This window comes from Mitsuokella sp. oral taxon 131 str. W9106 (assembly GCF_000469545.1).
GTDB lineage: Bacteria > Bacillota > Negativicutes > Selenomonadales > Selenomonadaceae > AWVT01.
The window spans coordinates 37,589-64,078 of sequence record NZ_KI273058.1 but is presented as its reverse complement, the minus strand read 5'-3'; the positions used below and the strand labels follow the sequence as shown (position 1 = coordinate 64,078).

The 26,490-nt window shown below is 60.0% G+C and carries 25 protein-coding genes and 1 riboswitch; of the genes, 12 read left to right on the top strand and 13 right to left on the bottom strand.

The features are described from left to right. Positions 1 to 17: 17 nt before the first annotated feature. From HMPREF1985_RS04620 to HMPREF1985_RS04605, 4 genes are read left to right on the top strand one after another with little or no spacing between them, the layout of a single operon-like run. A complete protein-coding gene (locus tag HMPREF1985_RS04620) occupies positions 18 to 875 on the top strand; it encodes a transporter substrate-binding domain-containing protein (RefSeq protein WP_040637103.1) in 858 nt (285 codons plus the stop codon). A 56-nt stretch (positions 876 to 931) separates the two neighbouring features. Continuing rightward, positions 932 to 1,705 carry an amino acid ABC transporter permease gene (locus HMPREF1985_RS04615; protein WP_021771331.1) on the top strand — a complete coding sequence of 258 codons (774 nt, stop codon included), beginning with the start codon at positions 932 to 934 and terminating at the stop codon, positions 1,703 to 1,705. Further along, the gene (locus HMPREF1985_RS04610) at positions 1,695 to 2,408 is read left to right on the top strand and encodes an amino acid ABC transporter permease (protein ID WP_021771330.1); all 714 of its coding nucleotides are present in this window, start codon (positions 1,695 to 1,697) and stop codon (positions 2,406 to 2,408) included. The genes HMPREF1985_RS04615 and HMPREF1985_RS04610 overlap by 11 nt, the downstream gene beginning before the upstream one ends. A gap of 12 nt (positions 2,409 to 2,420) precedes the next feature. Beyond that, a complete protein-coding gene (locus HMPREF1985_RS04605; protein ID WP_021771329.1) occupies positions 2,421 to 3,188 on the top strand; it encodes an amino acid ABC transporter ATP-binding protein in 768 nt (255 codons plus the stop codon). A gap of 235 nt (positions 3,189 to 3,423) precedes the next feature. On the opposite strand, the gene mobB is transcribed toward HMPREF1985_RS04605, so the two are convergent. The 6 genes from mobB to HMPREF1985_RS04575 all read right to left on the bottom strand — a co-directional run bounded on the left by mobB (position 3,424) and on the right by HMPREF1985_RS04575 (position 10,210). Continuing rightward, positions 3,424 to 4,527, bottom strand: coding sequence for a molybdopterin-guanine dinucleotide biosynthesis protein B (gene mobB, locus HMPREF1985_RS04600; protein ID WP_021771328.1), 1,104 nt, complete (start codon positions 4,525 to 4,527; stop codon positions 3,424 to 3,426). A 7-nt stretch (positions 4,528 to 4,534) separates the two neighbouring features. Next, on the bottom strand, positions 4,535 to 5,461 hold the full coding sequence (locus HMPREF1985_RS04595; protein ID WP_021771327.1) for an MOSC domain-containing protein: 927 nt from the start codon (positions 5,459 to 5,461) through the stop codon (positions 4,535 to 4,537). A 64-nt stretch (positions 5,462 to 5,525) separates the two neighbouring features. Beyond that, the gene (gene moaA / locus HMPREF1985_RS04590) at positions 5,526 to 6,518 is read right to left on the bottom strand and encodes a GTP 3',8-cyclase MoaA (RefSeq protein WP_021771326.1); all 993 of its coding nucleotides are present in this window, start codon (positions 6,516 to 6,518) and stop codon (positions 5,526 to 5,528) included. 11 nt (positions 6,519 to 6,529) lie between these two features. Beyond that, complete coding sequence (glp, locus tag HMPREF1985_RS04585) at positions 6,530 to 7,738, bottom strand: molybdopterin molybdotransferase MoeA (RefSeq protein WP_040637247.1); 1,209 nt, start codon at positions 7,736 to 7,738, stop codon at positions 6,530 to 6,532. A gap of 33 nt (positions 7,739 to 7,771) precedes the next feature. Next, complete coding sequence (locus HMPREF1985_RS04580) at positions 7,772 to 8,803, bottom strand: molybdopterin-binding protein (protein WP_040637102.1); 1,032 nt, start codon at positions 8,801 to 8,803, stop codon at positions 7,772 to 7,774. Between the two features lie 75 nt (positions 8,804 to 8,878). Next, positions 8,879 to 9,002, bottom strand: a riboswitch (molybdenum cofactor riboswitch). Positions 9,003 to 9,061: 59 nt separating this feature from the next. Continuing rightward, complete coding sequence (locus HMPREF1985_RS04575; protein WP_021771322.1) at positions 9,062 to 10,210, bottom strand: DNA polymerase IV; 1,149 nt, start codon at positions 10,208 to 10,210, stop codon at positions 9,062 to 9,064. A gap of 270 nt (positions 10,211 to 10,480) precedes the next feature. On the opposite strand from HMPREF1985_RS04575, the gene HMPREF1985_RS04570 reads away from it, so the two are divergent. From HMPREF1985_RS04570 to HMPREF1985_RS04560, 3 genes are all read left to right on the top strand, one after another. Then, positions 10,481 to 11,050, top strand: a complete 570-nt coding sequence (locus HMPREF1985_RS04570) for a cob(I)yrinic acid a,c-diamide adenosyltransferase (protein WP_021771320.1) — start codon at positions 10,481 to 10,483, stop codon at positions 11,048 to 11,050. 105 nt (positions 11,051 to 11,155) lie between these two features. Beyond that, positions 11,156 to 12,334: an MFS transporter gene (locus HMPREF1985_RS04565; RefSeq protein WP_021771319.1), complete on the top strand. Its 1,179-nt coding sequence runs from the start codon at positions 11,156 to 11,158 to the stop codon at positions 12,332 to 12,334. Positions 12,335 to 12,597: 263 nt separating this feature from the next. Further along, positions 12,598 to 13,392: a hypothetical protein gene (locus tag HMPREF1985_RS04560; protein ID WP_021771317.1), complete on the top strand. Its 795-nt coding sequence runs from the start codon at positions 12,598 to 12,600 to the stop codon at positions 13,390 to 13,392. 88 nt (positions 13,393 to 13,480) lie between these two features. Here HMPREF1985_RS04560 and HMPREF1985_RS04555 read toward each other — a convergent pair whose 3' ends face one another. Together HMPREF1985_RS04555 and HMPREF1985_RS04550 are read right to left on the bottom strand one after the other, a co-directional pair. Then, positions 13,481 to 13,897, bottom strand: a complete 417-nt coding sequence (locus HMPREF1985_RS04555; RefSeq protein WP_021771316.1) for a universal stress protein — start codon at positions 13,895 to 13,897, stop codon at positions 13,481 to 13,483. A 25-nt stretch (positions 13,898 to 13,922) separates the two neighbouring features. Beyond that, entirely contained in the window at positions 13,923 to 14,381 is a 459-nt protein-coding gene (locus tag HMPREF1985_RS04550) for a universal stress protein (protein WP_021771315.1), read from the bottom strand. A 219-nt stretch (positions 14,382 to 14,600) separates the two neighbouring features. On the opposite strand from HMPREF1985_RS04550, the gene ilvA reads away from it, so the two are divergent. The 3 genes from ilvA to HMPREF1985_RS04535 all read left to right on the top strand — a co-directional run bounded on the left by ilvA (position 14,601) and on the right by HMPREF1985_RS04535 (position 17,048). Continuing rightward, a complete protein-coding gene (gene ilvA / locus HMPREF1985_RS04545; RefSeq protein ID WP_021771314.1) occupies positions 14,601 to 15,839 on the top strand; it encodes a threonine ammonia-lyase in 1,239 nt (412 codons plus the stop codon). Positions 15,840 to 15,928: 89 nt separating this feature from the next. Continuing rightward, a complete protein-coding gene (locus HMPREF1985_RS04540; RefSeq protein ID WP_040637246.1) occupies positions 15,929 to 16,240 on the top strand; it encodes an ArsR/SmtB family transcription factor in 312 nt (103 codons plus the stop codon). 43 nt (positions 16,241 to 16,283) lie between these two features. Then, positions 16,284 to 17,048: a C40 family peptidase gene (locus tag HMPREF1985_RS04535; protein WP_021771312.1), complete on the top strand. Its 765-nt coding sequence runs from the start codon at positions 16,284 to 16,286 to the stop codon at positions 17,046 to 17,048. Positions 17,049 to 17,122: 74 nt separating this feature from the next. On the opposite strand, the gene HMPREF1985_RS04530 is transcribed toward HMPREF1985_RS04535, so the two are convergent. From HMPREF1985_RS04530 to HMPREF1985_RS04520, 3 genes are read right to left on the bottom strand one after another with little or no spacing between them, the layout of a single operon-like run. Continuing rightward, positions 17,123 to 20,038, bottom strand: coding sequence for a metallophosphoesterase (locus HMPREF1985_RS04530; RefSeq protein WP_021771311.1), 2,916 nt, complete (start codon positions 20,036 to 20,038; stop codon positions 17,123 to 17,125). Positions 20,039 to 20,087: 49 nt separating this feature from the next. Continuing rightward, a complete protein-coding gene (locus HMPREF1985_RS04525; protein ID WP_040637245.1) occupies positions 20,088 to 20,906 on the bottom strand; it encodes a hypothetical protein in 819 nt (272 codons plus the stop codon). Beyond that, on the bottom strand, positions 20,899 to 22,308 hold the full coding sequence (locus HMPREF1985_RS04520) for an MFS transporter (protein WP_051349061.1): 1,410 nt from the start codon (positions 22,306 to 22,308) through the stop codon (positions 20,899 to 20,901). The genes HMPREF1985_RS04525 and HMPREF1985_RS04520 overlap by 8 nt, the downstream gene beginning before the upstream one ends. Before the next feature lie 250 nt (positions 22,309 to 22,558). Between HMPREF1985_RS04520 and HMPREF1985_RS10785 the strand changes: the two genes are divergently transcribed. Both HMPREF1985_RS10785 and HMPREF1985_RS04510 read left to right on the top strand, forming a co-directional pair. Next, the gene (locus HMPREF1985_RS10785) at positions 22,559 to 23,422 is read left to right on the top strand and encodes a helix-turn-helix transcriptional regulator (protein ID WP_021771307.1); all 864 of its coding nucleotides are present in this window, start codon (positions 22,559 to 22,561) and stop codon (positions 23,420 to 23,422) included. Between the two features lie 25 nt (positions 23,423 to 23,447). Continuing rightward, positions 23,448 to 24,287 carry a helix-turn-helix transcriptional regulator gene (locus HMPREF1985_RS04510; RefSeq protein ID WP_040637100.1) on the top strand — a complete coding sequence of 280 codons (840 nt, stop codon included), beginning with the start codon at positions 23,448 to 23,450 and terminating at the stop codon, positions 24,285 to 24,287. A 67-nt stretch (positions 24,288 to 24,354) separates the two neighbouring features. Here HMPREF1985_RS04510 and HMPREF1985_RS04505 read toward each other — a convergent pair whose 3' ends face one another. Together HMPREF1985_RS04505 and HMPREF1985_RS04500 are read right to left on the bottom strand one after the other, a co-directional pair. Further along, positions 24,355 to 24,948: a cytidylate kinase-like family protein gene (locus tag HMPREF1985_RS04505; RefSeq protein WP_021771305.1), complete on the bottom strand. Its 594-nt coding sequence runs from the start codon at positions 24,946 to 24,948 to the stop codon at positions 24,355 to 24,357. A 12-nt stretch (positions 24,949 to 24,960) separates the two neighbouring features. Then, positions 24,961 to 26,346: an MFS transporter gene (locus HMPREF1985_RS04500; protein ID WP_021771304.1), complete on the bottom strand. Its 1,386-nt coding sequence runs from the start codon at positions 26,344 to 26,346 to the stop codon at positions 24,961 to 24,963. Positions 26,347 to 26,490 lie beyond the last annotated feature (144 nt).

The window sequence follows — 26,490 nt, the reverse complement described above, 5'->3', positions numbered from 1 at the left end:
TCATGGGAGGAAGCATCATGAAACGCAAAAACCTCGGCAAGGCACTCGCTCTCGCAGTGCTCACGGGCGCGCTCGCCATCGCAGCGGGCTGCGGCTCCAGCGCAAAGGACAGCGGCAGCGGAGACGGCGGCAAGCGCGTCATCCACGTCGCACACACGAACTACTACGTCCCCTACGACTTCGTCAATGAGAACGGCGAGTCCGACGGATTCGAAGTTGCCGTCATGAAGGAAGTCGCCAAAAAGCTTCCGCAGTACGAGTTCGAATTCACGCCGACCTCCGACGACGACCTTTTGATCGGCGTCGAGTCCGGCAAGTACGACGTCGGCACGAAGGGCATCTGGATCACGGATGCGCGCAAGAAGAAGTACGTCTTCCCCAAAAACAACATCGGCGCAAGCGTCATCGGTCTCGTCATACGCAAGGACACGGAAAACGAGATCCATGACCTCCCCTCTTTCGCACAGTTCAGCGGCAAGCTCGTACCGATCGCGCCGCAGGACGCGCGCTACATGGTCATCGACGACTTCAACAAGGAACACGCAGATACGCCGATCAAGCTGACGTCATCCGAATCATTCCAGGTCTCCGACGCCTACAGCTGGGTCATGGAAGGCCGCTACGACGGATACCTCGAAGTCGAACTCAGCTACAAGAACAACATCCAAAAGGACAGCGCCCCCTATCATCAGTTCAACGACAGGCTCACCTACATCCGCTACAAGGGCATCCCGACGTACCCGATCTTCAACAAGAAAGAGCAGAAGTTCGCGGATGCGTACGACAAGGCAATCGAGGAGCTCCGTGCCGAAGGCAAGATTGCGGAGCTCGAGCAGAAGTATTTCGGCGAGAGCCTTTCGAACTATATCCAGTGACCTATATCCAGTGACACGACCACCGATTTTATCCGCCAGCAAAGGAGGAAGGAAGCATGGATACCAGAGCGTTTGACCCCGCAATGATCGTTGCGGTCATTCCCGATTTGCTGCGCTTTTTGGACGTGACGCTTCTCGTCGCCATCACGAGCATCGTGCTCGGCTCGCTCGGCGGCATCGCACTCGCATGGATGAAGCTTTCGAAAAAACGCGTGCTCTTCGCGATCGCCGAGGCCTACATCTACATCATGCGCTGCACGCCGTCCATCGTCCTGCTCTTCATCGTGTTCTACGGCCTGCCGGAGCTGCTCTTCTCTTTCTTCGGTTTCAACGCGAACACCGTGCACCGCGCCGTCTTCGCGATCCTCACGTTCACGCTTCTCTTTTCCGCCTACATCTCCGAAGTCTTCCGCGCGGCGTACCTCGCCGTGCCGAAGGGGCAGTACGAGGCGGCCGTCAGCATCGGGCTCTCGCCCTGGCAGGCAGTCTTTCGCGTCGTCCTGCCACAGGCCGCCGTCATCGCGCTGCCGAACTTCGGGAACGCGACGATCAACCTCATGAAAGAGGGCGCGCTCGCCTACACGATCGGCCTCATCGACCTCATCGGGCAGGGCAGCCTCATCATCGCGCAGAATTTCGGCGCGTACGGCATCGAAACCTACACGGCCTGCATGCTGATCTATTGGATCCTGACGCTGCTCATCGAGCAGGCATTCGCGCGGCTCGAGCGCCGTTTGGACAAGGGACAGTCGTTTGCCGTCCGCGATGCGGCAAAGAAACCGGGGTTCCTGCCGAATTGGATGAAAGGAGGCGAAGCGCATGGAGCTTGACTACGAATTCATGCAAAAGACCTTCTTCGAAGTCTGGCAGGGCGCAGGCGTCACACTTTCGCTTACGGCGCTTTCCCTGCTCATCGCGACGGCCCCCGCTTTCTACCTCGCGGTCCTGCGCCTGCGCGGCAGCACCGCCTCGCGCAGCATCGCACGGCTCTACGTTTCCTTCGTGCGCGGCACGCCGATCATCCTGCAAATTCTCCTGCTCTACAGCCTCCTGCCGAGCATCCTGAATGTGCTCGTCAAGGCGGCAGGGCTCGACTTCAACATCTTCGAAAGCGTCTCGCCCTTCTGGTACGCCGTCGTCGTCTTTTCGCTCAATACGACGGCGCTCCTCGCAGAAGTCTTCCGCTCCGCGCTCCTTGCCATCCCGAAAGGGCAGCTTGAGGCAGGGCTTTCGATCGGGCTTTCCGAGCTCACGACGTACGTCCGCGTCATCATCCCGCAGGCACTCGTCGTCGCGCTGCCGAACATCTGCAATGTGACCGTGAACCTCATCAAGGGAACGTCGCTCGCCTTCCTCATGACGGTAAAAGATGTCATGGCGATCGGCAAAGTCTCGGCATCGTACGGCTACAACTACATCGAGGCATACGTCGACGTCTTCGTCGTCTACCTCGTGCTCTGCTCCATCGTGCAGGTGCTCTACCGCTTCGCCGAGCTTCGCCTCGGCGCATTCCGCGGGAATGACTGGAATTAGGAGGAATGTTTCATGCTAATGCAAATACGGGGCGTGCGCAAGTCGTTCGGCGATCACGAAGTCCTGCGCGACGTCAACATGGAGCTCGACCGCGGCGACGTCATCACGATACTCGGACCGTCGGGCTCGGGAAAGACGACGTTCCTGCGCTGCCTGAACTTTCTCGAGCAGGCGGATGGGGGCACGATGGAGCTTGCGGGCGACAAGATCAATCTCGCCTCGGCGAGCAAGAAGGAAATCGCCTCCGTGCGCAAGAAGACGGCATTCGTCTTTCAGAACTACAACCTCTTCGCGAACAAGACGGCACTTGAGAACGTCACGCTCGGCCTCACGGCAGGGCGCGGCATGGATAAGGCAAAGGCGGAAGAGATCGGGCGCAAGGCGCTGGAAAAGGTCGGACTGCTGGAGCGCGCCGGCTACTACCCTGCGCAGCTCTCGGGCGGGCAGCAGCAGCGCGTCGGCATCGCGCGCGCCGTCGCGGCGGCGCCTGACGTCATCCTCTTCGATGAGCCGACGTCGGCGCTCGACCCTGAGCTCGTCGGCGAAGTCCTCGCCGTCATGAAGCAGCTCGCCGAGGAGGGCGTGACGATGATCGTCGTCACGCACGAGATGAAGTTCGCACGCGACGTCGCGACGCACGTCATCTTCATGGCGGATGGCGTCGTCGTCGAGGAGGGTTCGAGCGAAGAAATCTTCACGCGTCCGAAAGAAGAACGTACGAAGCGATTCCTAAAGCGCGTCCTGCCGGAGGACTACGAGGAGGGAGCTCTCTTCATCTGATCCCCTCGAAAGAGACGCGCATGGGCATCGCCCCGCACGCTCGGTTGGCGTATCATAACGGCATGCAGGGAAAAAAGAGGAGCGATTCCAAATGCTGCGGATGGATGCTGAGGCGCGCTGTCCGCAGTGCTTGACGTAGGTCCGAAAAAAGAGGCTCTGCCTCGACGCAAGTCGAATGGCAGAGCCTCTTCCATGCCATTTCAAAAGATCGCCCAAAACCGATGCGTCCAGCGGTTCAGCGGCACGCGAGAAAGCGGATCGTGCGCGCCGCCGCTTCCCTGTCGTCGAGGTCGAATACCCGGACGCCTTCTATGGGGATCTGCCGCTCGCTCTTGGCGAAAGCCGCTGCCACCTCGTCCGTGACGATGGGTTCGCCCTTGCCGCGGAAGAGGGAGAGAATCGGCGCCGTACCGTGATTGCGGCTCTCGATGAGCACGAGGTCGACATCCTTCAGACGCGCGGCGACCGCTGCAAGGCTCTCGCGCGTCTCCGTCCGCTGCTCGATGAAGTAGCCGCTGGGCGAGACGACAGCCGTCGCGCGCGCCCCCGCTGCGCGGAACCGGTCGCTGTCCTTGCCCTTGCGGTCGAGATGGTAGCCGTGGGCGTCGCCCTTGACGACTCCAGCGCGAATCCCCGCCGCCGCGAGAATCGGCAGGACGCGCTCGATGAACGTCGTCTTGCCCGTACCCGACTGCGGCGCCGAAACCGTCACGAGCGGAACGCGCCGCCCCTCGTTTGCAATACGGCCTGCGGCAAGGCGCAGGTCGGCGGGCGTGTTGACGTTGAAAAAGAGGCTTTCGCGCGCTTCGTCAAACGGCACGAGCACGTGCGCCGCGCCACTTGCCGCCGCGCGGATCTTTCGCTCGCCGCGCGCGAGTGCCGCCAAAAACACGGCGGCGAGCCCACGGTGATAGAGTGCGGCGAGCGGCTGCCACCTGCGCCCCTGCACGGGCAGTACGGCACGGGCGGCGGGGCTCTCCTGCGCCGCGCTCAGCAGATCGCAGGCTGCTTCAAACGCAAAGAACGGCATGTCGCAGGAAACCGCGAGTCCCCAGTCCGTCCCCATCGCCGAAAGGCCGCGCCGCAGCCCTTCCATCGGGCCAGCTTCCTGCCGTTCGTCGCATACGAGACGCATGCCATGCTGCCCGGCGAGGCGAAGAAGCGCCGGCGTTTCCCGCTCGACGCAGAGGAGCCGCTCCGCAAACGGGATCCGATCCGCCTTTTGCGCCAGCCGTGCGAGAAGTGCCGTATCGCCGAGCGCGGCCCACCGCTTGTCCTGCCCCATGCGGCTGCTCTTGCCGCCCGCGACGAGGAGCAGGGCTATATCCGAAAAATCCATGGCACTCTTACTTTCTTGCACACTCGCCCGCTTCGCCACGCAGGATCTCGATGCCGTGCCTGAGCTCAGGCAGGATGAAGCCGAGGCACTCCTCGACGGCTTTCTCGCTGCCGGGCAGGTTGACGATGAGGGAACGCTTGCAGATGCCCGCCTCGGCGCGCGAAAGCATCGCGCGGTGTGTGATCCCCATCGAGAACGCGCGCATTGCCTCCGCGATGCCCGGAGCAAGGCGCGTGCAGACGGCGCGCGTTGCCTCCGGCGTCACGTCGCGCACGGAAAACCCCGTGCCGCCCGTCGTCGCGATAAGGCCGAAGCCGAGCGCCGCAAACTCCTTGAGCTTATGTTCGAGCGCATCCTGTTCGTCGGGCAGGATCGCCTTCTCCAGGACCGCGTAGCCTGCCGCCTCAAGCATTTCCTTCAGCTTCCCGCCGCTCTTGTCCTCGCGCTCGCCGCGGCTTCCCTTGTCACTCGCCGTGATGATCGCGGCGTCCAGCGGCATCGGCTCTTCGGTGATCTCCAGCATATCGCCTTCCTCGATCCAGCCGCCGTGCAGCACGCGGCCAAAGATGCCCTCGCGCGGCATGATGCAGTCGCCGACCTGCTCGCGGATCGCGCACGCCTTGTGGCACGCCTTGCCGATCTGTGTGATCTCAAACCAGACGTCGCCGGAGCGAAGGCGCGTTCCAACGGGCAGCGTCTTGAAATCGAAGCCATCCGCGACGATGTTCTCGCCGAACGCACCGAACTTCACGAGAACGCCGCGGCGGCGAAACGCCTTGATTTCCTCATGGCCGAGAAAGCTGACCTGACGATGCCAGTCGCCCGCGTGCGCGTCGCCGACAATGCCCCATTCCGTATGAAAGAGTGCCTTGTGTACGACATGTTTCAGCGTGCCCTTTGTCTCACTCGTGCAAATGGCCTTGATCTGTCCCATCGCGAATCCTCCCTTTATCCTACATGCGCATATGCCGTGCGCACAAACCGTCTTTCCGCATGCCTCAGCCGCCGACTTGGTACATGGCGCGGCTGTCGCGCTTCGCGTAGTGTCCCGCCTCTTCAAAAAAATGTTCCTCCGGCTTTTTGTAGATCGCGCTCCTTAGCGCGAGTGCGAGATTCTCGTCTGTGATGCCGCCGCGCAGGAGCGTCCGAAGGTCGAGTCCCGTGCTCGCATTGAGGCAAAGCTTCAGGAAACCCTCCGCCGTGAGGCGCACGCGGTTGCACGCGGCACAGAATTTATGCTCCATCGCGTCGATGAATCCGACCTCGCCGCAAAACCCCGCCATGCGGTAATAGCGCGCGGGACCATGTACGCCCTTCGGTGCGGGCGCAGGCGTCAGCGCGCCGAATGCACGCATGAGCTGCAACGCTACGTCCGCCATCGGCACGCCCGCAAAGCCCGCCTCGCAGGCACAGCCGATCGGCATGAGCTCGATGAAGCGGAACTTGTACGGACGATCCTTCACAAGCTTCGCGACGAGCGCGGGAAGCTCCTCCTCATTGACGCCCTTGATGGGCACGCAGTTGAACTTGATGTCGCGAAGCCCTGCCGCTTCGAGCGCCTCGATGCCCGCCGCAACGCGCGAAAAGGCATCGCGCCTCGTGATCGAGGCAAACGTCTCCGGCCTTAGCGTGTCGAGACTGATGTTGCAGGCGGAAAGCCCCGCCTGCACGAGTCCCTCCGCGAGCTCTTGCAGCAGCACGCCGTTCGTCGTGACGGCGACGCTCTCGATGCCGCTGACCGCGCGAATCGATGCGACGAGCTTCGTGATGTCACGCCGGATGAGCGGCTCGCCGCCCGTCAGCCGCACCTTCCTGACGCCGAGGCGCGCGAGCTGGCGCACGACGCGGACGATTTCGTCAAACCGCAGGATATCGTCATGCGCGAGCTTCGGTACGCCTTCTTCCGGCATGCAGTAGCGGCAGCGCAGATTGCAGCGATCCGTCAGCGAAATGCGGACGTACTCGATTTTCCGATTGAAACGATCGTACATAGTATCCCATCTCACTTCAATAACACAACATCGACTTCCGCGCCCGCCTTGAGTGCGGAAGTCCCGGCAGGAATCTCGACAAAGGCATTGCAGCGCGCAAGCCCCGAAAGCGTGCCTGAAGCGTGCTGCTCCGGCAGCGTGACGCGTCCCGTCCCGGCGTCGAAATGCGCGCGGATGAAGCGCCTGCCGAGGCTCTTCTTCGGGAACGCGTCCGCGAGCACGCCGCGCGCATGATGCACGAGCACGGACGCGCGCCGCGCGAATTTCGCGAGCACAGGCCGCACGAGGAGCTCGAACGTCGCGTAGGAAGCAAACGGGTTGCCAGACAGCGCGATGCCGAGCATGGTGCCCGACGTATAGCCGATGGCAGGCGCGCCCGGCTTCATGCAGACGCGCCAGAAGAGCCGCTCGCCGATCGTCTTCACGACGCCGTGCATGATGTCCTTCTTGCCGACCGAGACCCCACCCGTCGTCAAAAAAAGATCCGCCTTTTCACGATAGCGCGCGATAAGCGCCGCCGCTCTCTCCGCATCGTCGGGCAGGATGCCGAGCACCATCGGATCGAATCCCATTTCCCTGAGGCGCGACGACAAAAGGTACAGGTTGCTGTTGTATATCTTGCCCGGTGCGAGCGGCGTGCCGGGCAGCATAAGCTCGTCCCCCGTGCTCGCAATCGCGACGCGCAGGCGGCGGTAGACGGGGAGCTCCGCAAAGCCGAGGCTCGCGAGCACGCCGATATGCGCCGCCGAAAGCTCCTCGCCCTGCCTTGCGAGCAGTGCGCCCTCCGCGACATCCTCGCCTGCGAAGCAGTAGTTTTCATGATGGTGCAGCTCGTACGGCACGGTGATGCCGCCCGCCTCAAATAGGACGTCCTCCTGCCGCACGACGCAGTCGCATCCTGCGGGGATCGCGCCGCCCGTCATGATGCGGACGGCCGTGCCCAAAACGACGCGCTTCGCGTAAAACGCGCCCGCGCACTCCTCGCCGACGACCGCGAGGCGCACGGGGTCTCGCTCCGTCGCCCCCTTTGTCGCCTCTGCGGCGAACGTGTAGCCGTCGAGCGGCGAACGGTCAAACGGCGGATTCGGAAACGGCGCACGCATGTCTTCAGCGAGCACGCGCCCGAGCGCATGGTCAAGCGGCACGCGCTCCACGTCCTCGATTTCCTTCGTGCGGCCGAGCAGCATATCGACTGCCTGCTCCACGGATATATCCTGCACGCTCATATCCTTCCTCCTCTCCATGCCTTGCGATCAGTGCGCGAACCCGCAGACGGGATAGTGGCACGTCTCACAGCGCATACAGAGCCCGCCGACGCCGAAGTGCCGGATCTCGCGGCGCGTGATGGCATCCCCTGCAATCGCGCGCGGCAGGATCCTATCGAAAATCGTCGCCTTGTCGAACATCACGCAGCCCGGCAGCCCCATGACCGTCACCTGCCGTCCCTCCCGCTCAGCGTATCCGAGAAGGAACATCGCGCCCGGCAGGACGGGCGCGCCGTAGGTCACGATGTCCACGCCCGCCGCGCGAATCGCCGCCGGCGTGCGGTCATCGGGATCGACGCTCATGCCGCCCGTGCAGAGGATGATGTCCATGCCGCAGGCGAGGAGCTCTTCAATCGCCGCCTGCGTGTGCTCCGTCACATCGTCGGTGAGGCGATGCGCCGCGATGGCGAGGCCGAACGCCTTGAGCTTTGCCGCGAGCACGGGCGTGAACGTGTCCTCGATACGGCCTAAAAACACTTCCGTGCCCGTCGTCACGACGCCGACCCTAAGATTCTTCCGATAGGGGCGAATGCGCAGCAGCGGCTCGCTGCCCGCAACTTTTTTGACCTCTTCCATGCGCTCCTTGCCGATGAAGAGCGGCGTCACGCGCATGCCCGCGAGGTGGCGTCCCTTTTGGACGGGCATGTTCTGCGGCAATGTCGCGATCGTCATGTCCTCGATTTCGTTTACGGCATTGAGCCGATCTGCGTCGACCTGAAAGACCCCGTCGCAATCGGCGACGAGCTCGATCTTGCCCTCTTTCGGTGCAGTCGCATGCATGTGCGCATTTTGGCAAAGCGCGCGCAGCACGTCCGCCGCTTCATCCTCATGGAGCTGGCTGCCGTCTGCGTCCCAAATATAAATGTGATCCTTGCCAAGCGACAAGAGGACGGGAACATCCGCCTCACAGATGACGTGTCCCTTGCGAAAGCGTGCGTCCTTCGTCACGCCGCGCACGATCTGCGTGATGTCGTGGCAGAGCCGCTGCCCCACCGCATCGACGGTTCGGATTTCCTTCATGCCTTGCTCGCTCCTAATCGTAATCCAAAGAAAAAAGACCATCCTCGCCGCAAATGCGCAGCAAAAGGATCGTCCGTACCGATCGGTTCTGCTCCTTTTCAATGCCCTTGCGGCGGAAGGTCTCGGCGTTTCCCCCGAGGCCCCGACGCGCACGGCATAGCATTGCCTTAGCCATACGCGCTCGGAGTTACATTCAAACTTATTCTATTTTAACGTAAGTTATGACTCTTGGCTATAACTTTTTTCACAAATTTAATTTCATTCGTGTGCGCGCCGCAGGAGCTTCGCCTTCGTAATGCCTGCCGTGCCGAGTTTTTCGTTGATGGCGTCAATGGCGGCATAGAGGCTGTCCTTCTTCGCCTCGTCGCGAAAGAGGGACAGCTCTCCTGCCGTGAGTCCCGCAGCCGTGATGCCAAGGAGACGGATCCCCTCGCGAAGGCGCAGGGCGCAAAAGAGCTCATACGCCGTCTTGTAAATTTCCGCATCGTAGCACGTCGCATCGGGAAGCGTGCGGCTTCGCGTGATGGTCTGAAAGGAGCCGAGGCGCACCTTGATCTGGATCGTCCGCGCGCGGATGCCCGCGCGCCGCAGGCGACGCCCAACCTCGCCCGCGAGCGCGAGGAGCGCCGCCTCCGCCTCCTCCCCTGCCGAAATATCTTTGGGGAAGGTGTGCTCCCTGCCGATGGATTTCCGCTCGCGCGCGGCCACCACGGGGCGGGTATCTACGCCGTTTGCCAGCGCGAGGAGGTGGTGCGCCATGCGCGCACCGACCGCGCAGGAAAGGCGCGCGGGCGACGTTTCGCGCAGTTCGCCGATCGTCTTGATGCGAAGGGCTCGGAGCGCTTCTTCCGTCTTTTTCCCAACGCCCCAGATCCGCGCGACGGCGAGCGGCGCGAGCACGGATAGAACGTCCTCCTCCTCGATGACGACGAGCCCGTCGGGCTTTTCGAGGTCGGACGCAATCTTGGCGAGGAACTTGTTCGGCGCAATGCCGCAGGAGGCGACCAGCCCCACCTCATGCCAAATGTCCGCCTTGAGCTTTTCCGCGTAGCCGCGCGGCGTTCGCATGATGCGCGCAAGCCCCGCAAGGTCGAGGAATGCCTCGTCGACCGAAAGCGGCTCGACGACGGGCGAGTAGCGTGCGAAAATGGCAAAAATCGCCCGCGAGACTTCGCGGTAGTGCGCGTAATTCCCTTCGAGGAATACGGCATGCGGACAGAGCGTCCGCGCGCGCTCCATCGCCATCGCGGAATGCACGCCATAGCGGCGCGCCTCGTACGAGCACGTCGAGACGACCCCGCGCCCCGAAAGCCCGCCGACGATGACGGGTCGCCCGCGATACGCTGCGTGGTCGCGCTGCTCGATCGCGGCAAAAAACGCATCCATATCCACGTGCATGACCGCCATAAAACACCTTCCTATCTGCTCGGAGCACAAAGAGCCACGAGAGACGATCTCGTGGCCCTTTGTGCGTGTACCATGAAGCATGTACACGTCGTCCCGCCTTTACTCTAGCACAATTTCATCGTTTCGTCCAGAAATCCGATCGCGCCCATTTCCCTTTCCTGCCGCATTCCATCCATCGTGTCATAACATTCCATCCGTAGCGTAGTATGATATAGTAGTATATATAAATAAAATAAAGGAGATTCCGCCCTGCCCCGAAAGGAGTTTTTCATGCTTCAAGTCTACACCGGAAACGGCAAGGGAAAGACGACGGCAGCCATCGGGCTTGCGATCCGTGCGCTCGGCGCAGGACACCGCGTCTACCTCATGCAGTTCATGAAGAGCCTCGCCTACAGCGAGCAGAAGATTCTCGCGGGCTTTCCCGCCCTCACGCTCCGTACGACGGGCAAGCCCTTCTTCATCGCCGAGGAAGGCATGCTGACCAAAGAGCAGCGCGCCGCCTGGGGCGAGGACATCGTCGTATTCCCGAAGGGCGAGCCGCCCAAGGATTACTGCGACCTCCTCGAAGCGGGGCTCGAAAAGGCAAAGCGCGCCGCCGAATCCGCCGCCTACGACCTCGTCATCCTCGACGAGGTGAACGTCGCGCTCTTCTTCGGGCTCATCCGCCGCGATGCGCTCGAATCCTTCCTCGCGGCGCTCCCCGCAAAGACGGAACTCGTCTGCACGGGACGAAACGCGCCCGACTGGCTCATAGCGCGCGCCGACCTCGTGACGGAGATGCAGGAGATTCGCCACTATTATACGAAAGGAATCCCCGCGCGAAAGGGCATCGAAAACTGACCCTTCTCTTTGCGAACCGTCCGCCCACGTGATACAATAACAGTACGATAGGGAGCAGTACCATGCTGCGGGCGAAACCGCGATGAAACAGAAGGAAGTCATTTTATGAATTGGAAGATCGTCCTCGCCATACTCACCATGAACATTCTGTTCATGTCGTCGAGCTACACCATGCTCATCCCATTCCTGCCGATGTACCTGACGCGCGACCTCGGCGTCAGCGCAGACGCGGTGCATCTTTGGTCGGGCATCGTCTTTTCATCGACCTTCCTCGTGTCCGCCATCATGGCGCCGATCTGGGGGCGCATGGCGGACACGAAGGGCAAGCGTGCCATGGCGATGCGCGCGAGCTTCCTGCTCTCCGTGAGCTACTTTTTGGGCGGGATCGTGCAGAGTCCCGAACAGCTCACCCTCATGCGCCTCTTCCAGGGATTCGCCGCCGGCCTTTGGCCGATGGATCTCGCGATCATGACACTCTACGCGCCGCCAGCGCGGCTCGGCTTCTGCCTCGGCCTCATGCAGGGCGTGCTCACGGCAGGCGGCGTCGTGGGGCCGCTGCTCGGCGGCGTGCTTGCCGAAGCCTTCGGCATGCGTACTTCATTCTTCGTCGCAGGCTGCGCGCTCTTCTTGAATTTCCTCATCTTCACCTTCGTCATCAAGGAACCGCCCGCCCCCAAACAGGAAAAAGCCTCTGCTGCAGGCGAGAAAAAAACGAGCCTTTGGAAGATCCCGCTCATTCGCAGCATGATGATCTGCGGCACGCTCGTCCAAATGGTCATCCTCATCCTCCAGCCCGTCATCACGACGTACATCGCCGATCTCGCGGGGCCGATGGACAACATTGTCTTCGTCGCGGGCTTCGTCTTCTCCCTCGGCGGCATCGCGGGCGCGATGGCGGCACCCATCTGGGGATCGCTCGGACAAAAGAAGGGCTTCTTCCGCACGATGTGCGCAGGTCTCGCGGGCGCCGGCATCTGCATGATCCTGCAGGGCATACCGCACAGCCTCTGCCTCTTCGCCATCATGCAGTTCACGGGCGGGCTCTTCTTCTGCGCGATCCAGCCTGCGATCAACGCCGTACTCGCCTCGAATACGCCGCCGGACTACAAGGGGCGCATCTTCGGATTCCTCTTTGCCGCACAGCAATGCGGCTCGATGGCAGGGCCGATTCTCGGCGGTGTCATCGCGACATACCTCGGCATGCCCTACGTCTTCGGCTTCGCGGGCGTGCTGCTCCTGACGCTCAGTCTCATCGTGCGAAACCATTATTTAATCCAGTCATAACAATGTTACACACTTTTAATCTTTCAAACGGGAGGAACCGCACGCCTTTTCACGAATAAATACAATGAGGATAGGCGCTTATGCAGTGCCATGGATTTTACTGCAGGCTTCAACGGTCAAGCCGACCGGCACGGATGCGTTCGCATGGATCGATTATCGCGGACGGATTTTAAGGTTTCATGCGAGAGCGTGTGGGCGCAGATGGTCCAGCAGAATGATATGATCCGAATGGATTCCAGGAAGTCACCAAGGAGGTGCATCTCATGCTCACCGTTATGCCTGCTTCCAGCAATGCGTACGGGCTGTACAAGACGACCATGGGCACGGCAGCAGGGAATGCCGTTTTCCCCGAAGCGCCCGCTGCGGGCGCTGCACCAAAAGATGCGATTGCCGGCTTGGACGCAGAAGGCCAGAAGATCGCATCGGATCCTTTTGATGCGCAGGACGTCCAAGCGCATACGGCGGCAGCAAGGCAGCTCCATGCACTGCGCGGCATCACAGGCGGTTTCGTCTCACCTGCAGCTGCCTACGAAAAGCCGACGAACTTCTTCACCACGCAGTACGGTGCGGCGATGCAGGATCTTCGCATGACGTCGCGTGAAGTCGCCGCGACGCAGTTCGGATTCGCTGCGAGCAACTTGCTTCCAAGGGATGGCGGCATAACCGTCTACAGCGACGGCATGAAAGAGACGCTTCAGATCATCAAGGAGCTCGTTGCAAAGTACAATGCGTCGATCGATTCCCAGTGTGCCCAAGACCCTTCGAAGCAGCGTGTGGATGCGCACGCCGATGCCGTTTCGGGCACGGATGATCGCATGGATTCGGATGCTGCCGCAGGACATGCCGCCGATTCAGCGGGAAGGCCGGCGGATGACGACGCGGACGGATCTGCCATGCATGCAGCGGGCAAAGCGCATGCCGCAGACGACTTGTTCCGCACGTTTTATGCCATCTTTGGCAAAAAACTCACGCAGGCGGAAGCCTACACGGATCAAGGGACTTTCGCAAAGGCGCCCCAGTTCGGCCTCGTCGGCAGGATGTTCGACGCGGCGCTTTGAGCCATCCATCGAAAGAATCGAAAGACCTCCCATCACCAATGGTGACAGGAGGTCTTTTCGTATCCCCGCAAATGCCGAACCAACTGGCTCACTTCACGATGAGCACCGGGCACTTCGACTGCTCGACGATGTACTGGCTCACGCTGCCGAGCAAAACACCCTTGACGACGCCGAGCCCGCGGCTGCCCATGACGATGAGATCCATGTCGTTGCTCGCCGCGAAATCGAGGATGACGACGGCAGGCGATCCCGTCTCCGAGAAGGCTTCCTTCTCAACGCCCGACGGCACCATCTCGAGTGCGCGATCCAAAATGACATTGCCCGCTTTCGTCACCGCCTCCAGGATCGCATCGGAAAGACATGCGTTGATCGCAAGCTGATTGATGTTTGCCACATAGAGAAAATGGATCTTTGCCCCGCACGAAGAAGCAAGCATAATCGCCTGCGCAATAGCGCGATCCGAGCCTTCCGACCCGTCCACCGGCACAAGAATGTTTTTGACCATGGTAATCCCCCCTTAAATCGAAACCTCATGATGGATTCGCTGCTTTGACGATGGCCACGGGGCACTGTGCGCCATGCAGCACCGCCGTACTGACACTTCCGATCAATGCCGCATGGACCGCATCCATGCGGCGGCTGCCCATGACGATGAGATCCGTCCCTCGCTCTTCGGCAAAGGCGAGAATCTCTTTCGCAGGAATGCCCGTACGGCAGTGTACCGCACAATGGGCGATGCCGTCCGCGATCCCCCGTGCATGTGCAAGTGTCGCCTCCTCACGGTGCCCGACCGCGCCCGCGACGCTTTCGGGGAGCCACGAAGACACCTCCGCGTCCGTCGCATGATCGAAGTACGAAACGTACAGCACGTCGATCTGCGCACGCATGGATCGTGCCGTCTGTGCAGCAAAGCGCACGGCGGCATCGGATGAAGCCGAGCCATCGACAGGAACCAAAATACGGAACACTTCCTTTTCCGTCTCCGCCATGCGAACACCCCCCGCAGCGTTTCCTTTCACCTTTATTATTCGCGCAACTCCGCTGAATTCCTCTCGATTTTCAAAAAACTTCGTATCGCAAAAATGCGCACGCGGGACACGCGGGAAAGGAATTGACCCCCTCTGCGGAACATGATAGACTAATCGAAACCCCGCTCATATCCTAGGAAACAAACAGGAGGCCTTATGGCAAAGCCAGCACCAAACAGAATGGAATCCAAATCAAAGGATAAGGACATACTCGCCCATACGACAATTGCCGACGTCTACTGCGCTGCCAAGCGCCTGGAAGGCGTCATCGTCAAGACACGGCTCATCGAGAGCGCGTTCTTCTCCGAGCTATCGGAAAACCAAGTCTACCTAAAGCCTGAAAACCTTCAGCTCACGGGTGCATTCAAACTGCGCGGCGCCTACAATAAGATCAGCCAGCTCACGGAAGAAGAGAAAAAGCGCGGCGTCATCACCGCGTCTGCCGGCAATCACGCGCAGGGCGTCGCCTACGCCGCGCAGCGCCTCGGCGTCCGCGCCGTCATCTGCATGCCGGCGACGACGCCGATCCTAAAAGTCGAAGCGACGAAGGCAAGGGGCGCAGAAGTCGTGCTCTTCGGCGACGGATTCGACGACGCCTACGCACACAGCCTCGAACTGCAAAAGGAGCACGGCTACGTCTACATCCATCCGTTCAACGATCTGCAGGTGCTTCTCGGGCAGGGCACGGCAGCGCTCGAAATCATCGAGGCGCTCAAGGACGTCGACGCGATCCTCTGCCCCATCGGCGGCGGCGGATTTGCCTCCGGCGTCGCGCTCGCGACGAAACGCATAAGCCCGCAGGTCAAGGTCATCGGTGTCGAGCCGGAAAACGCCGCCTGCATGAAAGCAGCGCTCGCGGCAGGGCATACGACGACGCTCGCAAGCGCCGACACCGTTGCCGACGGCTGCGCCGTCAAGACAGCGGGCGATCTCACCTATGCCTTCTGCCGCGCGTACCTCGACGGCATCATCACCGTCTCGGAAATCGAGATCATGAACGCCCTGCTCTCCCTCATCGAGAAACACAAGCTCGTTGCAGAAGGCGCCGGCGTCCTCTCCCTCGCTGCGCTCACGAAGCTCCCGTTCAAGGGCAAGAAAGTCGTCGCGATCCTCTCGGGCGGCAACATCGACATTTCCACCATCTCCGCGCTCATCGACAAGGCGCTCATCGCGCGCGGACGCGTCTTTGCGTTCGCCGTGCAGCTCCCCGACAAGCCCGGCCAGCTCCTCAACGTATCGCGCATCCTTGCCGAGGAAAACGCGAACGTCATCCGGCTCGACCACGATCAGACGAAGGTGACGGACAGCTTCAAGAAAGTCGTGCTCACCGTCACCGTCGAGACGCACAACCACAAACACATCGAGCGGATCATCGCCGCACTCGAGAAAAATGGCTATGACATCACGCAGGTTTACTGATATAATAGGGGATAGCATAGGAAAAGGGAGGCCAGACATTGAACGAAACAGAGGATCTTTGCGAGGTTTACCATACGCACCCCGAAAAAGTGGAAGACGCGCTCCTGCACACGCTCGATGACGATACGAGCCTGCAGCTCGCCGACCTCTTCAAAATGCTCAGCGACCGCACGCGCATCAAGCTCCTTTCCCTGCTCGTCGCAGAAGAAGAGATGTGCGTCTGCGACATCGCCGAAGCGCTCGCGATGGGGCAGTCTGCCATTTCCCATCAGCTCCGCGTGCTGCGCGCCGCCCGTCTCGTGAAATTCCGCAAGGAGGGAAAGGAAGCGTGGTATTCGCTGGACGACGACCACGTCGTCCTCCTCATGCGGCAAGGACTCGAGCACGTACGCGAAGCATAAGCAAAAAGCGCAACGAAAAAATCGCAAGGAAAGGATCGATGGTATGAAACAGTCTCACATCCTGCGGCACGGCATTACGATAGGTCTCGCACTGTTCCTGATGAGCGGCGCAGCGCTTGCCTCCCCGACGCTCTCCTCCGGCTCGCACGGCCACGAAGTCTTCCTGCTCCAACAGAAGCTCAAGGACATCGGCTATACGATACACACCGTTGACGGCGTATTCGGCGGCGAGACCGAACGTGCCGTCGCACAATTCCAGCGCGACCAAAAGATTCGCGTCACGGGTGTCGTCAACAACGCGACGTGGCGCGCCCTCAGGGATGCCAAGGTGCGCAAATGGGGTTCAGACATCGTGCCGCCCGCGGATGCCATCGACCTGCCTGCGCCGCAAAAGAGCGGCGCGCCCGCGCCCATGGGAAAGCCAATCCTCGCGCAAGGAAAAGTCCCCGCCATTCTCCAGACGGCAAAGACCTACATCGGCACGCCGTATAAGTTTGGCGGCGCGACGCCGAAGGCATTCGACTGCTCTGGATACCTGCAGTACGTCTTTGCCCAAAACGGCCTTTCGATCCCGCGCACGGCAGACGAGCAGTACAAGCTCGGCGCGCGCACGAGCAGCCTCGCCCAGCTCGTCCCCGGCGACCTCGTCTTCTTCGAGACATACGAGCCGGGTCCCTCGCACTGCGGCATCTATCTGGGCGGCGGCGAGTTCATCCACGCGAGCTCCAGCCGCGGCGTCCGCATCGACAAGCTTGAAAGCAGCTACTGGAAGCCGCGTTACCTAGGCGGCAAGCATATCGTGATGTAGGTCGGGCATCCGTTTCATTCCGCTGCGGACGGGATACGGGTGCCGTTTCACCGCCATTTTTCAAACCATTCTGCTCATCCATGGATGACATCCGTATACTTGGGGTAATCGCGCAGGCGGTCGACGGGCGGGAATCCGATCGCGCCGGAAAACTGCCCGCGTTCCCAGTCGGGGCGCGTAGCCCAAAGCATTTCCGTGAAATCCAGTTCATTCTTTGCCGTGACTTCGTATTCAAAGAGTTCCGGCACGAACGTGCCGCTCGCGCCCACTTGGGCGGAGAAGTCCGTCACGATGCGCAGGTACTGCGATGCGGGAAGCTCCGAAAGATCCACATAGCTCGTGCCGTCCTTCAGGACAATTTTCTTGCTTGCCTTGATGAAGGTCTTGTCGTCCGAGACCTCGACCGTCGCCTTCAGCCCCGCCTGTATCGGAAGGCGCGTTTTCGCACGGAGCTGGCAAAACCGCCAATACCGTCTTTCCGTCTTGAATGCGGGGTCGAGGACTGCGGGATGGCGCCACTCCGTCGTATGCGCCCCCACCGTCAGGATATGGCGGAAGTCGAGCCATACGGCGAGCTTCCTCTGCCCCGGCCCTGCTTCCTCCGGCGACTCATACACCGTACGGTTCTCTTCCTCCGTGAGGCTTCTTCGATAAAAGCGCACCTGTGCGATGCGCCCTGCAAGATGCGTATAATATTTCGGCCGATTGATGGCGGGTATGACATGCCCGATGTAGGAATAACCGATAAAGAGCGGCATATCCGCCCACTGGCAGATTTCGCTGCGCGCGGGTACGCCCGGGACGTGCGCGACGAGATTGCCGTCGATGTAGGAGCTGCCGCCGCTCTTCTTGTCGAAAGCCGACGTGTAATGCCCCCATGCGCCGACCTTCGCCTGTCCGCCTTGCCACGGATACTCCGTCACGTCGTAGCAGGTCCCCCACTTGAGGCTTCCCGTCCGATCCACGACCATGCGCAGGCAGTACGCCGCGCCCCAGCCGACGGACTTGCCGCGCATCATGAGCGGATTATGCCCCATCTCGTCGGGGCGCGCGAGACGGTCGACCTGCGCCCAAACCATGCCCGTAAAGCCCTGCGGCACGGAAAGATCGGCAGCGGGCGGGATCTCGATGTAGTCGCCGTCATGCGCTAAAATGACCTCCCGCCTGCCCGCGCGTTCCACGACTTTCGGCGCGCCTTGCAGCAGCGCATAATGGCCGCAGCCCGATCGATCGAGCACGCGCGGAATCACGCGGATGCTGCCTTCGATACGGGCCTCTTCGGGGAGCTGGTCGGCGACGCTGACCGAATAAGCCCCGCCGTGGCTCAGGGCGTACGCAAAGGTCAGCCGCCGCCTTTCCCGTGCGCGGAAGAAGGCACTTTGCGTCTCGGCGACGCGCTGGTCCACGTAGAGCGGAATGGTCGTGAACACCTCGTGGTCCAGGTTGTTGACCGCCTCGATATCCGCAAAGATGCAGTTCGCCTTGTCCCCCTCTCCCACGCGGATATGCAGGTGCGAAAAGGAAAGTTCCTGCGGCTCGAACACGGAGAATTCTTCTTTTTCGTCACCGACTTCAATCGTGTGCATCCCCGGCGTGCGTGCATGATAGATAGCGGACACGCTCTGCTTTTCACCGGGCTTCAAAAGGATCATGCCGTCATGGCGCCGCTCGCCGAACCGGTTCAGCATCTTCGCCTCGCCGTTGTCCACAAGGCGCAGGACGGCCTCAGCCAGGACAGTGCCGACATTCTGCACGTCCGCTTCCACTTCGATATGCCCGTCGTTGTCGAGACGGCGCAGGCGGATATCCGACCAGGAAAGCGCCGGCTCGCCATGCTCCAAGTGGACGGTATCCACGAGCTTGCGGCTTCCATCGGGCAGGAACCCATACATCCTGCAGTCAATCGCATCTTCCGTGATGTCGAGAATGCCGTAGTTGTTCTTTCCCATCGCGACGACTTCGGGGAACTCTTCCAAAAGCCTGCGCCCCATCGTGCCATGCGCGCAGCTTGCTCCCGCTTCCTGCAGGTTGCCCTGCATGACGTAGACCGTCCGCGCGCCGACGGCGGGATTCACCGATACGGCTTTGACATAGGAGTGCAGATGCCCGCCGAGCACGAGATGGACGCCGCACTTTTCCGCGATGGGCACGATATGCCGATTGTTGAATACGTCCGTATACGGATGATGCGTCACGAGGATGCGCCACTGCGCCGTTTTCGCTGCCATGCCCGTAAGATCCGCTTCCAGCCAGTCTAGCGTCTCCTTGATGCGCCGCTGGTTTGCTGCATCGAGCGAAACGCCGGAGTTCTCCGCGTTCATCTCGAAAAGCCCCCATGGCGTGCTGTCCACCATGACGAGATGCACCGTGCCGTAATCCACCGAGAAGGAGCGACAGTCCGGCGCCGTTTCCAGGTGCCTGGCCTGCGGCTCTGCGAAAAGCTTCGTGAAAAACGGGCCGTCATCATGATTGCCCGTGATGTAGAATACCGGCGTCTCGCCCAGCACCTTCGGAATGCGTTGGAACCAGTTATTCGTATACTGCTCATGCTGATAGCCCGTCCCAAACGAAATGTCCCCGATGTGCAAGATGAACGACGGCTTCTCCTCACGCACCACAGCGGAAAATGCGTCGCTCAACGAAAAAAGCTGCGTGTCGGAAATCGTCATGAGGTGGAGCCTGGCGGGACTGTCGCAAAGCGTGCGAAACGAAGCCGAACGGCATAATACGCCGTCCACATGGACGGCGTATTGATACTGCGTATCTTCTTTGAGGTGCGAAAGGCGCACCGTATAGAGCCAGCATCCCTCTGGATATGCCCTGCAGGCGGGCACGCGCTGCTTCTTCGCCGCCGCTTCCAGCATCGAGCCGGCTTCCCCATAGGAGACCGTGGCGGCAGCGTCTGCCTCCATCTCCCACGCAATCGTCATGCCGTGCGCGCCGGGGCTGAGCAGATATGGGCCATTGAGCAGATGATTCCCTCGTTTCATGTACGGTGCACCTTTCTAGGGTCTGATTTTACCTCTTTTTATGCTTTTTTCATCGTTTCCCGTTCCGCGCGATGACCGCCTCGCAGATGGCGGGCGTGATGAAATCGTAGATGAGCGCACCACGCGCCGCCGGCATCTCCTTCAACAGCGCGAGGCTGTATGGATTCATGCGCCTTGCGAAGGCATCGGGAAAGCCGAGCTCGCCATTCGTCGCGCTGATGTGGCTGAGTGACAGGACATCCTGCGGGAGACGTGCCGATTGCTCCATTTGGGCACGGATCGCATCCTGCTTTTCCGCTTCCGTCGGGCCATCCCAAAGATCCTGCAGGGAAATCCGAGGATTGCCATGCCAGTTCTCTGCCCACGTGCGCCCCGCCATGCGGGAAAAGCCATACTTCGGAGGCGCACATTCGAGCGCGACGACCTTTCCCGCGCATGCGCCGAGCGTCGGCCAAGCGAAAGAACCTTCCTCCCTATGGTAAAACAAATCGCTCCAATTTGCAATTTTTTCGTGCAGAGCCGCGCCGTACGCCTCGTAGTCATCCTTCTTCTCATTCGCATTTTGGATGCGCATGAGGAGGAACTCCGTCCCATGCTCCTGCAGGAACGACGCGCACGTCCCGAAAATCGCATCGGCGTCGATCGTGCTGACCCACTCGCGATGCGCTGCCCGCATATCGCGCCGCAGGCGAATGTCCAAGAAGCGCACCCCCGCCGAAAGCTGCTCCGAAAGCGACAGGGTCTGCGTACGGTAGTAGCGCGCCCCGCAGGAAGCCGTCATCGTGTCATGCGTGCCGGGCAGGAGGAGCGCCGTGATGGCGTCATCCCGCGGGAAGCCTTCGAGCCAGTCCGCATTTGTCTCATGCATCACGCTGCCCTCCTCCTCTTTCTTCCGCTCCGCCATCTTCCTGTTTTTTCTTGAGCTGGATCAAGAGGTGCGACATGAGAACCGCCACGAGCGCGAGGACGGCCAGCCCGAAGAATGCGAGCGCGAGCGTATGCGTGTCCGTCAGGTACGAGCGGACGATTTGCCCTGCCGCATCCTTTTCCGGAGAGCGCACGAGACCGCCAAGCACGATCGGCGCAATGAGCGCAGGAAGATAGCCGAGCGTAATCGCAAACGACATCGCCGCCGAGGAATGCTTTTTCGGTACATCCGCCTCGCCGATCGGCGCATAGTAGACGCCGCGCACCATGAACACGCAGGCCGATGCGGCAAGCAGGAGCACGAGGAGCAAGTAGAACATGCCCTCCCCGATGAGCCCATCCGGCGCCTCATTCGGCGCATAGCCTGCAGCGTACAGCGAGACATCGGGATGATTGAAAAAGAAAATGCAGCCGATGACGACGAGCAGGACCGTGAGTACGCACTCCATCGCACACATGAAATGTGCCGTCGACGCGAACACCTTCTCCACGAGCACCGTCGAGACGAGCGGCAGCATGCGAAGCCCGATTACGACCGTCGCGAACACCGCAGCAGCGACAGCGCTCGCGCCATAGCCGCCCTGCAGGAAGCGTGCAAAGTACGTGCCCGCCGCCACGAATGCGCCGTAAATACAGAATACGTTGATGCCCGCAACCCAGACGACGGGAAGACGTGCGACGCGCACGATCCCCTTGATCGCCTCCTTGTTCGTCTTCGTCTGCGAATCGCCGTCGCCGACCTTTTCCCCCTTTGGCACGGCGAAGAACACAGCCGCGCCTGCCACGATGATGACGGCGCACGCCGTCATCATCATGGTTCTGGGCCCTGCGTGGAAGTAGAGCATCGCCGTCCAAAGCATCGAAACAAGGAAGGCGAGCACGCCACGACCAAACTCAAAAAGGCCGAACGCCATGCCTTGATGCTCCTTTGTCGTAGACAGCCGAAGCGCCTTGAAGTTCGCCGGCTTGAAGAGCACCTCGCTGAAGAACAGCATCGAGAAGAAGCACGCGAGCAACACAGGCATACTTAGCCCCGGCGAATGGAGCGTCAGAAAGAGCGATATGCCGCCAACGCCAATCGTCGAAAGGAGCATGATGCCGCGCAGGGAAAAACGGTCGCCAACCCAGCCGAGCGCAATCGTGCCGAGCAGGATGACAAGCCCCTGCATGGAGTAAAGAAAGCCCGCCTGCTGGTCGGTCACGCCGAGTGCGGCAGGGAAGCCGCCGGGCACGCTATTGCGTATGTCCCAAAACGCATAAATGAGCTGTGCATTGATCGTAATCAAGATCAATTGAAAAAACGTCGCTTCGGAAAAACCATACTTTGCTAAGAACTGCCTCACAATCAATCCCTCCCTCATCATAATAAAAAACTAGATTTTATGGTATTTTGATAGTATAATGGTATAGTGTTGAATGGTTTATCCAAAATATTCTACGACATCATCATTCCCAAACCTTTCTGAATATGATTATACGAAACATTGCACGACATATACTTTGCTTTCTTGCTCGATTTAAAAAAAACCTCTTCGTTCTTGCTTTTTCGTCTTGCTTTCAGCAAAATTTTTATGATTCAGAAAGGCTGTCCCTATGTCCGTATTTCCATTCGGCATCCCGCACGACACTTCATTTGAACCAAACCGTGCGCCCTTTTTGGATTCCGTGGAAAACGTGACGGAGGATGCCTCCAGCCCATCGCATTCGCGCAGCGTTCCACTTGGCATTCTGGAACTGCTGTTCGTCGAATGCGGGACATGCCGGATCACAAGCGAAGCCACTCCGCTCATACTCAAAAAAGGAACGCTCGCGCTGCTTTGCGGCGGACGCTATCCATGCAGGATGGCGGACCGATTCGGTGCACTCGCCATTCGCTTCGGCGGTGTCCACCTTCGCGGCCTTCCTTCCGCAAAGCCCGCGAAGACGGACGCCCCCATCACCGTCGCACTCGATGCGCTTCGCGACAGAACGCTCGTCTTTTCCTTGCTGCAGGGCATCAAGCTGCTCGCCATCCACCCGGAAAATCCCTGCCGGCTCGAGGTGGGCGCCAGCCTCGCACAGGCGCTCATCGTCCTGCTCGCAGCCCATGTACGCGAAACGAGGGACAACGGAGCCGACACACTGCCCTTTTGCATGGGAATCCGCATCAAGGAATACATCGACGCGCACTATCTGGAAGACCTGAAACTTTCGGCTATTGCGGACGCGCTCCACATCAATCCCTACTACCTCTCGCATACATTCAAGTCCGTCGCGGGCATATCGCCGATGGCGTACATCATCCGCCGCCGCATCGACGAGGCGCAAAACTTATTGCTGACGACGGACATGACCATCACGGCCATCGCGATGGAGTGCGGCTATCATAATTCCAATTACTTTCAGTCGGTATTCAAAGGGATCGTCGGAATGACGCCTGGCAGATACCGCAGGACGTGGAAGCAAGACGCGCCATGACGCACATTCCCAAGGAGGTGATTTCGTGCTCCAATTCTTTCCCAGCAAGAGCTACACGGCCACATTTTCCCGCGGCACGAGACCGCGTCTCGAGTACGTCTGCAACGTGGGTCCGGAATCGTCATGGATGCCGCGCAGCATGCACGAGCATGAGACGCTCGCGGAAATTCTGTTTCTCTACGAAGGCGCGGGCATCTACCGGATCGACGGAAAACGCTACACGGCACAAAAGGGCGACCTCATCCTCTACAACAGCCACACCGTGCACGATGAGTTCGGCGGTTCGGGCACGAAGCTCTCCTCCTACTGTGTCGCTGTCAGCGAACTATCCATCCCCGCCCTTCCGAGGAACCATATCGTGCCCAAAAGCCTATCCCCAATCCAGCCAACAGGCAACCTGTTTTCCTCCTTCCTGCACCTCTTTTCCCTCATCGAGGCAGAGGCAAAAGCACATGCCGAAACCGCGCACTACCTTGCCATGGCGCTCATCTGCAAAGTCGCCGCCCTCCTCAAAGAAAGCGGGGTCCCCTGCATGGAGCGCGTGCCGACACTCGCCACGCGCGCGCTCTCTTTCATCGACAAGAACTACAAAGAGCCTATCCGCTTGGGCGACATCGCAAAAGCGGTGAACGCCAATCCCTATTACTTCGCGCACCAGTTCAAGGAAGAAGTCGGCCTCTCGCCGATGCGCTACGTCGTCCTGCGCCGCATTGGCGAGGCGCAGAACCTTCTCATCAACACGCAGAAAACCATCACGCAGATCGCAACGCAAGTTGGTTACAACAACTCCAATTACTTCCAAAATGTATTCAAGGGAGCGCTCGGCATGACGCCGCGCGAATACCGTTTGAAATGGACGGTCTGATCTTTTCCGACAAAAACCCCGTCACAGCTTGGCTGCGGCGGGGTTTTTGCTGCTGGAAAAACAACTCTTACTTTTGGCGAAGCTCAATGTAGGCAAGGATGAGTTCCGCCGCCTTTTCGGTGCCGATCTTGCTCGTGTTGATCATGAGATCGTAGTTCTGCGGGTCGCCCCATGTGCGTCCCGTGTAGTACGCGTAGTAACGCTCGCGGTGCTTGTCCTCCGCATCGAGCTCCTTCAGCGTGCAGTTGCCGTAATGGTCCTTCGCGCGCGCCCTGCGGAATGCTTCATCCGCATAGATGAAGAAGGCGTACGAATGCGGCTCGTCTTTCAGGATGAAGTCCGCGCAGCGGCCGAGGAATACGGCGCTTCCTTCCTTCGCAACCTTCAGGATGACCTTCGCCTGCTCGATGTACATCTGATTGTGCTGCGGCACGCGCTCGAACGCGTAGTCGCCGAGGTTTCCAAGGCAATTCTCCGGCGCGTTGTACGAACGCTCCATGAGGTCGTCGAAATCTTCCTCTTTTCCGAGGTTCTCGGCTGCCATCGCGACGACCTTGCGGTCGTAGCGGCGCACGCCCATCTTCTTCGCGACGCGATCCGCCACTTCGCGCCCGCCGCTTCCGTACTGGCGGGTAATCGTAACGAGTGTATTGTTTTCCATGGTGCTGCCTCCTTAGAGCTCGCCCTTCGCTTCGCGCTGAATGAGGTCGCTCATGATCTGCGGATAAATCTTGTCCAAACGGTAGAATGCGAGGATCGCCAGCAAGACGACCCAAACGAAAAGCGGTCCGAACATATAGATGTCGACAATCATATGGATCGTCTGTGCCGACTGCGCAACCGTGCCCGATGCGGAAGCGACGTAGCCCGCATAAGAGAGCAGGCCCGTGAGGATCGCGCTCGTGAGACCGGATCCGACCTTCGTGCCGACCGATCCGCCGGAGAACACGAGTCCTTCCTGGCGAAGGTGCGTCTTCCACTGTCCATACTCGACGGCATCGCCAAGGAAGCCAAAAATGACAGACTGGATCGGAGCGAATCCGATGCCGCGGATGATGCAGCTGAAGACGACCCAGTTAAAATCCGTTGGATTCAGCAGGAAGATGACATGACCGATAAAGCAGATCGCAACGCCTGCGAGCGACATATTGCGCTTGCCGAAGCGCTGCAGGAGCTTCGGGCTGAACACCGCCATGACGACAATCGTGATGAGCGTCTCCATGAGGTACAGACCGCTGTAGAGCGAATCGTCCTGAAAGATGTACTTGCAGTAGTAGGGAAGAATCGTGCCTGTAATCGTAAAGATGACGTTCTGCATCATCCAAATCGTCATGCCGCACCAGAAGTACTTGTTGACGGCGAGCGCCTTGAGCGCCTTGCCGGCCGAAATCTTCGCGACCTTTTCACGCGCCTCGATGACGACCGTCTCCTTGCAGCGTGAGAAACAGAAAAGGAGCAGAAGGAGTCCGACGACTGCCCAAACGGTCATGACCTCGACCCAAGCCATCTGATTGTCGCCGAAGATCTTGACGAGCGGCAGCGTCGCCGAGACGGAAAGGATGCGCCCCCAAGGGGAGAGGCACATACGCGTGATCGAAAGCATGTCGCGCTCCTTCGAGGCGCGCGTCATCATCGCGGAGAGCGAGCCGTACGGCAGGTTCAGTGCCGTGTAGCAGACCGTCGTGCAGAGGTTGTACGTGACGAACAGATAGGCGAACTGCATCGCGCTCGACCCCTGCGGCACGGTGTAGATCAGCACGATCGATATGGCAAACGGAACACTCATCCACAGGATCCAAGGACGCGACTTGCCCCACTTGGAATTCGTCTTCTCGACGATGAAGCCCATGATGACGTCGGAAAAACCATCAAAACAGCGCGAAATCAACATGACGAGACCGACCATGGCAGGATCGATGCCCGCATAGTCCGTATAGAAGAACGTCAGGATGCCCATTGCGCCCCAAACGACATTCTGTGCCGTATCGCCAAGGCCGTAGGCAATGCGTGTCAGCCATGGCAGTTTTGCCGTAGCTGCACTGGCTTCTGGATTCCCCATTCAAACCCCTCCTAAAGAAAGAATATAAGAACGATGGGGATAGAATCGCGTCTATCCACTTTTACTGTTTATATTGTAATTGTTTTCAAGCCATCTTTCCTATATTTTATTGCTTTTCCGAGTATGTTATGATTTTAACTTGAT

Bases quoted from the DNA above. Each gene is read 5' to 3' on its own strand.
- HMPREF1985_RS04575 (WP_021771322.1), bottom strand. From the start codon at position 10,210: ATGGCGGTCATGCACGTGGATATGGATGCGTTTTTTGCCGCGATCGAG.
- HMPREF1985_RS04550 (WP_021771315.1), bottom strand. From the start codon at position 14,381: ATGGCGGAGACGGAAAAGGAAGTGTTCCGTATTTTGGTTCCTGTCGAT.
- HMPREF1985_RS04525 (WP_040637245.1), bottom strand. From the start codon at position 20,906: ATGCATGAGACAAATGCGGACTGGCTCGAAGGCTTCCCGCGGGATGAC.
- HMPREF1985_RS04565 (WP_021771319.1), top strand. From the start codon at position 11,156: ATGAATTGGAAGATCGTCCTCGCCATACTCACCATGAACATTCTGTTC.
- HMPREF1985_RS04555 (WP_021771316.1), bottom strand. From the start codon at position 13,897: ATGGTCAAAAACATTCTTGTGCCGGTGGACGGGTCGGAAGGCTCGGAT.
- HMPREF1985_RS04530 (WP_021771311.1), bottom strand. From the start codon at position 20,038: ATGAAACGAGGGAATCATCTGCTCAATGGCCCATATCTGCTCAGCCCC.
- HMPREF1985_RS04620 (WP_040637103.1), top strand. From the start codon at position 18: ATGAAACGCAAAAACCTCGGCAAGGCACTCGCTCTCGCAGTGCTCACG.
- HMPREF1985_RS04560 (WP_021771317.1), top strand. From the start codon at position 12,598: ATGCTCACCGTTATGCCTGCTTCCAGCAATGCGTACGGGCTGTACAAG.
- HMPREF1985_RS04595 (WP_021771327.1), bottom strand. From the start codon at position 5,461: ATGGGACAGATCAAGGCCATTTGCACGAGTGAGACAAAGGGCACGCTG.
- HMPREF1985_RS04505 (WP_021771305.1), bottom strand. From the start codon at position 24,948: ATGGAAAACAATACACTCGTTACGATTACCCGCCAGTACGGAAGCGGC.
- HMPREF1985_RS04580 (WP_040637102.1), bottom strand. From the start codon at position 8,803: ATGAAGGAAATCCGAACCGTCGATGCGGTGGGGCAGCGGCTCTGCCAC.
- HMPREF1985_RS04500 (WP_021771304.1), bottom strand. From the start codon at position 26,346: ATGGGGAATCCAGAAGCCAGTGCAGCTACGGCAAAACTGCCATGGCTG.
- HMPREF1985_RS04605 (WP_021771329.1), top strand. From the start codon at position 2,421: ATGCTAATGCAAATACGGGGCGTGCGCAAGTCGTTCGGCGATCACGAA.
- ilvA (WP_021771314.1), top strand. From the start codon at position 14,601: ATGGAATCCAAATCAAAGGATAAGGACATACTCGCCCATACGACAATT.
- HMPREF1985_RS10785 (WP_021771307.1), top strand. From the start codon at position 22,559: ATGTCCGTATTTCCATTCGGCATCCCGCACGACACTTCATTTGAACCA.
- HMPREF1985_RS04535 (WP_021771312.1), top strand. From the start codon at position 16,284: ATGAAACAGTCTCACATCCTGCGGCACGGCATTACGATAGGTCTCGCA.
- HMPREF1985_RS04570 (WP_021771320.1), top strand. From the start codon at position 10,481: ATGCTTCAAGTCTACACCGGAAACGGCAAGGGAAAGACGACGGCAGCC.
- HMPREF1985_RS04610 (WP_021771330.1), top strand. From the start codon at position 1,695: ATGGAGCTTGACTACGAATTCATGCAAAAGACCTTCTTCGAAGTCTGG.
- mobB (WP_021771328.1), bottom strand. From the start codon at position 4,527: ATGGATTTTTCGGATATAGCCCTGCTCCTCGTCGCGGGCGGCAAGAGC.
- moaA (WP_021771326.1), bottom strand. From the start codon at position 6,518: ATGTACGATCGTTTCAATCGGAAAATCGAGTACGTCCGCATTTCGCTG.
- HMPREF1985_RS04615 (WP_021771331.1), top strand. From the start codon at position 932: ATGGATACCAGAGCGTTTGACCCCGCAATGATCGTTGCGGTCATTCCC.